The 4,300-nt window shown below is 65.7% G+C and carries 6 protein-coding genes; 4 read left to right on the top strand and 2 right to left on the bottom strand.

The window, feature by feature from the left end:
- Both AB0F03_RS37825 and AB0F03_RS37830 read left to right on the top strand, forming a co-directional pair.
- A partial coding sequence (locus AB0F03_RS37825; protein ID WP_362001017.1) for a hypothetical protein occupies positions 1-582 on the top strand: 582 nt, incomplete at its 5' end.
- A complete protein-coding gene (locus tag AB0F03_RS37830) occupies positions 498-1,424 on the top strand; it encodes a hypothetical protein (protein ID WP_362001019.1) in 927 nt (308 codons plus the stop codon). The genes AB0F03_RS37825 and AB0F03_RS37830, both read left to right, overlap by 85 nt.
- Positions 1,425-1,665: 241 nt before the next feature.
- On the opposite strand, the gene AB0F03_RS37835 is transcribed toward AB0F03_RS37830, so the two are convergent.
- Both AB0F03_RS37835 and AB0F03_RS37840 read right to left on the bottom strand, forming a co-directional pair.
- Positions 1,666-2,175 (bottom strand): PQQ-binding-like beta-propeller repeat protein, encoded by a 510-nt coding sequence (locus AB0F03_RS37835; protein ID WP_362001029.1) that lies wholly within the window; start codon positions 2,173-2,175, stop codon positions 1,666-1,668.
- Positions 2,153-2,356: a cold-shock protein gene (locus AB0F03_RS37840; protein WP_362001021.1), complete on the bottom strand. Its 204-nt coding sequence runs from the start codon at positions 2,354-2,356 to the stop codon at positions 2,153-2,155. Before AB0F03_RS37840 ends, AB0F03_RS37835 begins: the two co-directional genes overlap by 23 nt.
- Positions 2,357-3,275: 919 nt before the next feature.
- Here AB0F03_RS37840 and AB0F03_RS37845 point away from each other — a divergent pair.
- Both AB0F03_RS37845 and AB0F03_RS37850 read left to right on the top strand, forming a co-directional pair.
- Positions 3,276-3,557: a hypothetical protein gene (locus AB0F03_RS37845; protein WP_362001024.1), complete on the top strand. Its 282-nt coding sequence runs from the start codon at positions 3,276-3,278 to the stop codon at positions 3,555-3,557.
- 88 nt (positions 3,558-3,645) lie between these two features.
- A complete protein-coding gene (locus tag AB0F03_RS37850; protein ID WP_362001027.1) occupies positions 3,646-3,921 on the top strand; it encodes a hypothetical protein in 276 nt (91 codons plus the stop codon).
- The last annotated feature ends 379 nt before the right edge of the window (positions 3,922-4,300 follow it).

Genomic DNA, 4,300 nt, shown 5'->3' on the forward strand with positions numbered 1-4,300 from the left:
TCAGGGACAAGATCAGCAGACACCCACCAGATCCTGCCGACCCAACACACAACCGCCAAGCCCCACAACGAACTTCATTCTGAAACGATCAGTAACAAAGTCACACTCGCCCACGGCGTGGACGCCGCAAAGAATCTCTCGAAGCTACTCGGTCTGTGGGAGCAGGCAGTGCCGCTTCTGACCTGCGATACGGAAAGCGAGGACAGGGTCCCCTGTCCGCCCGTCGCGCTGGTCGCCCTGCTCGACATGGCGCTGGGATGGGTCCGGCTCGGCTTGGGCGTCGCCCCCCGTGGCCAGACTCCCTCCTCCGAGCAGATGCAGTGGGGGGTCGAGGGAGGACGCCGCATTCTTGCTTCACTCCACCCGTTGCTGCAAAACAGCCCGGGAGCAGCGATGCGCGCTCACCGCGAACTCGCCCGGATCCGGGACCGGGCTCAAACAGCTGGCCAGAAGCTGCCGACATTCGACGTCGATTCCGATCTTCAGTCCTTCTGTGAATGGGGAAGCGTCGAATCACCCATGACTACGAGGCAGCCACCGAGCAAGTGCTCACTCAAGCGCAGACACTCGCGAAGAAGCTGACTGCTCTGGGGCCTCGGGCCGGAGTGGCCCGATTCAGCGAACTGGCCGAGCAGGCACAGGTCGTCGGTGACTACACCGGCCATCTGACAGCCATCCGCATGGCCGAGCTGATGACCGACCCGGCTGACTGGTACCAGGCAGCCGCCGAATCAGGTGAAACCCTGTTGTTGGGAACTGCCCTGACGCAATGGCTCACCACGGCTCCTGACACTGTGCCGCCGTCCGTGTTGCTCGCGGCCCTCGACGATGCGGCCTCCCGACCCACTGTCATCAGCGCCGTCGTCGCGCGCAGCGTGGTGGATCAGACGGGAGAGCTGGTGATCGACTCGATGCGGGCCGAGGACGCGGCACTGCTCGAGACGCTGATTCGCCACGAGCCGGACGATGTCATGCAACGCCTGCTCGTCCACACCGTCCCTGCCATCGCCGCGAGCGCAGCGATCAGTTTCTCGGTTGGAGCACCACACGGCCCCACCCTGCCAGCAGAATGGCAGACATCATGGCGCCGCGCGATAAATAACCTGCGCATCGATCACCTACCCCCGCACAACCAGTGGCGAGCGGGCAGAGTCCTCGCGCACCTCGCGGAGCATGACGCCGACACCTTCGAATCATGGTTCCACGAGCGGCTGAAAGGTCATGACCGCCCAGGGCTGGTACGCCTCGCCGCTCCCGCACGAGAGCGATCACATCCTCGCTTACCTCCCACGTCCGCACCGGCTACGTTTGGCTATCCACTGCATCGGCCTGCCCCGCGTCGGCCACAGCGCCCTCATCCATCTCGTCGGCTCGGACACCAAGCTGGCCCAGCACCTGCTCGACCAACATGCCGTAAGCCCTGACAAGCTGGCCGACGCCCTCTTCGGGCAGCGCAACACGGCCGTAGAACAGATCGGTCCCCTCCTGTTGGAGCGGGGAGCGAGCGCTGACAGGATCGCGGCGGCTGTCGCCTGGTGCGACCCCTGGTCAGGGGATCGCTCGCGGATGCACTCTCAGCTTCTGGACTACTTCAACGACCAGCCCAACCCTTCTGCACTCGCCCGGGATCGGGCATGTGGTTGTTTGGTTACGGCGGGCGAGTCCTCACGGCAGTTCCCACGCTTGCAGCCAACCGCCGCTGGTGGAGGCGAACATCATGCGGCTCTCAACGGCGGGTTGTCCGCGGCCTTCTTCGCTCCACCGCGCTGGCAGCTGGGCCGTACTCCGGCGGGTGCGCGGATCCCATGCGTGCAGGACGCCAGTACGGTCACTGGCCCAGATCCGATCGCCAGCCATGAACGGCGTGGTGGTAAAGGCGCCGCCTGCGCTCTGGCGCCACAGATCTCTGCCAGAGAGCGGATCGAGGACTACAAGCCGCCCTGGGTCGAATGCGGCGATGTAGACGGCGTCGCCAGCGACCAAGGGGGCCGTACTGATGCGTCGGGCGACCTGAGTGTCAAACAACGGGTGTCCATTTTGCCCGTCCCAGGCCAGCGCCCGGCCGCACCCCGTAGTCAGATGAACCGTCGTGCGACGGTAAGGGCCCGGCGTCCCGAAGCCGGGATGCCGGGCCCCCCTTACCGGGGCGCGATCAGGCGGGGCGGATCTTCTCAGCCTGCGGGCCCTTCTGACCCTGCGTGACGTCGAACTCGACCTTCTGGCCCTCCTGCAGCTCGCGGTAGCCCTGGCTGGCGATGTTGGAGTAGTGGGCGAAGACGTCGGGGCCGCCGCCCTCCTGCTCGATGAAGCCGAAGCCCTTCTCGCTGTTGAACCACTTCACTGTGCCCTTGGCCATGACTGTCTCCTTTGAGGGAAACCGGGCACGCACGCTGCGCAACCGGGAGGTGATCGCCCTGGTCCGGAGAGGCGCTGAACAGCAAGAACGCCCGTGAGGCGATCACGGGCGAACGGAACTTCGGAACCACGTATGCTGATCGCAACGCAATAACGGCATGACGGAAGCCGCTAGCGAAAACGCGCCAGCAGCTTCGCGCCCTTCTTCTGCACAAGGCTGCGGCGAGGCATGGCCTCTCCCCGCCGCCGACTGTTCTCCGGGTGGGCCCCACCGATCATGCGTGACCGGCCCCTCCCCACACGACGTCACCTTGGACTTCCCGGAACCGGCTCGAGACCACGGACGAGCCGCCCCCGCGCGACCTCGTCGTCGAGTTCGATGGGGCACCACATCGGCTTCCTGCACAGCGGGCGGGAGCGGCAAGCGCTTCTGGGACACCGCCATCTGTCTGCCCGGCGAAGGAAGCTGCCTCGGGGCCCTCTCAGCCCACTTGCTCCTGAGCGCCGAGACACCCGAGTCTCGACTACTGCGAGTGGACCAGTGCCGAGGCCCACCGGGAGGCAGCGAACGCCGGGAAACACGACAGGGTGCACGAGATCTTCTCCAGCAACGGGCGAACAGTTCGGCCGCGGAAGGTGGTACCGCTTTCACCGCTCCCTGTCCCCGGTCGCCGGCGTGATCCGATCCTGCCGAGGCACGACGAGATCCTCAAATCTCTCGCCGACTGCCTCACCAAGGTCACTCCGCCAGCCACCGAGAACCAGCCGGAGACTTAAAACCATGATTTCTGGCGCATCACACTCGCAACACACGAGCAGGGCGCCGCCTGACCGACCGCTGAGAACCCCCAGGCCGCTACCCGACCGGGGGTTTTCTTATGCCTGCCGCACCGCGGTTCGCGCGCGCGTAACCTGTGGCCATGCCGAAGGAGACGCCGCAAACGAAGCGGGCCCGGAAGGCTGCGGCGAAGGCTGCGGCCCGCGAGCGTGCAGCCCGCATCATGGCGAGTTTGGTGCAGCCGTCCCGGACGCAGCCGAGGCGCTCGTCGGCGGTCAAGGTGGTGCAGGCGCAGCCCGAGAAGCCTGCGCGGGCGCTGATCCCGCCGAGGGACACACCGCTGTCCGAACGCGTCCGCGAGCAGTACGCCGACAATGCCTTCGCGGCATGGGTCAAGCCAGGCGCGGTCAAGCCAGGCGCGTAGGTCATCCCTGACGCGCGCGAGGTACTCATCCCAGCTGGCGACGACACCCGATACCGTCGCCGCTGAACCGAACACAAGGGGGGAACGGATGCGTGGCAAGTTGGTGTGGGCCGTGGGATTGGCCGCAGTAGGCGCCGTCGGGAAGCTGGCCGTAGACGCACGGCCGCGAGTCGCCGCAGTCGAGGCCGAGGCCGGGGAGGAGGCTGCCCAGTACCCGGCGCCGAAGACGATCTACCGGGTGACGTGGAGGCAAGAAGGTGTGGAGCACGTCAAGGACTTCGTTGACATCGACAACGGTTACGAGTTCTACCAATGGATGCTGCGGCGCGCCTCCAAGGTTACGTGGGAGCACATCGCTGTGTGATTCCAGTAGATCACGCATCCACTGACACAATCCCAGCCATGGCCGTGACGAGTGTCGCCGCCGTAACTGGCTTGCTGAGGGCGGAGATTGGCACCGAGGCGTCATAGCCTCGGCTGGACTCACAACTAGGGCAGAGGCGCGAGTTCAACATGCACGCTGGCGGCGGAGTTGCACCGTGATGCCTACGCCAGGTTCCTCACCCTGGCCTTGGACTGGCACAGACATGCGGGCCAACCCAAACGCCGGGACGAGGCCGATCTACCAACGGATTACTGGTGCAGGACACTAAAGGGTGTTGCAGAAGGCCGTGATCACGCAGCCTGAAGCGGAGGCTGGGCCTGCCGGGTCACCCGGCGAGGGCGAGGTTGTGCATGCGGGC

It is taken from the genome of Streptomyces sp. NPDC028722 (assembly GCF_040637655.1).
Taxonomy (GTDB): Bacteria; Actinomycetota; Actinomycetes; order Streptomycetales; family Streptomycetaceae; genus Streptomyces.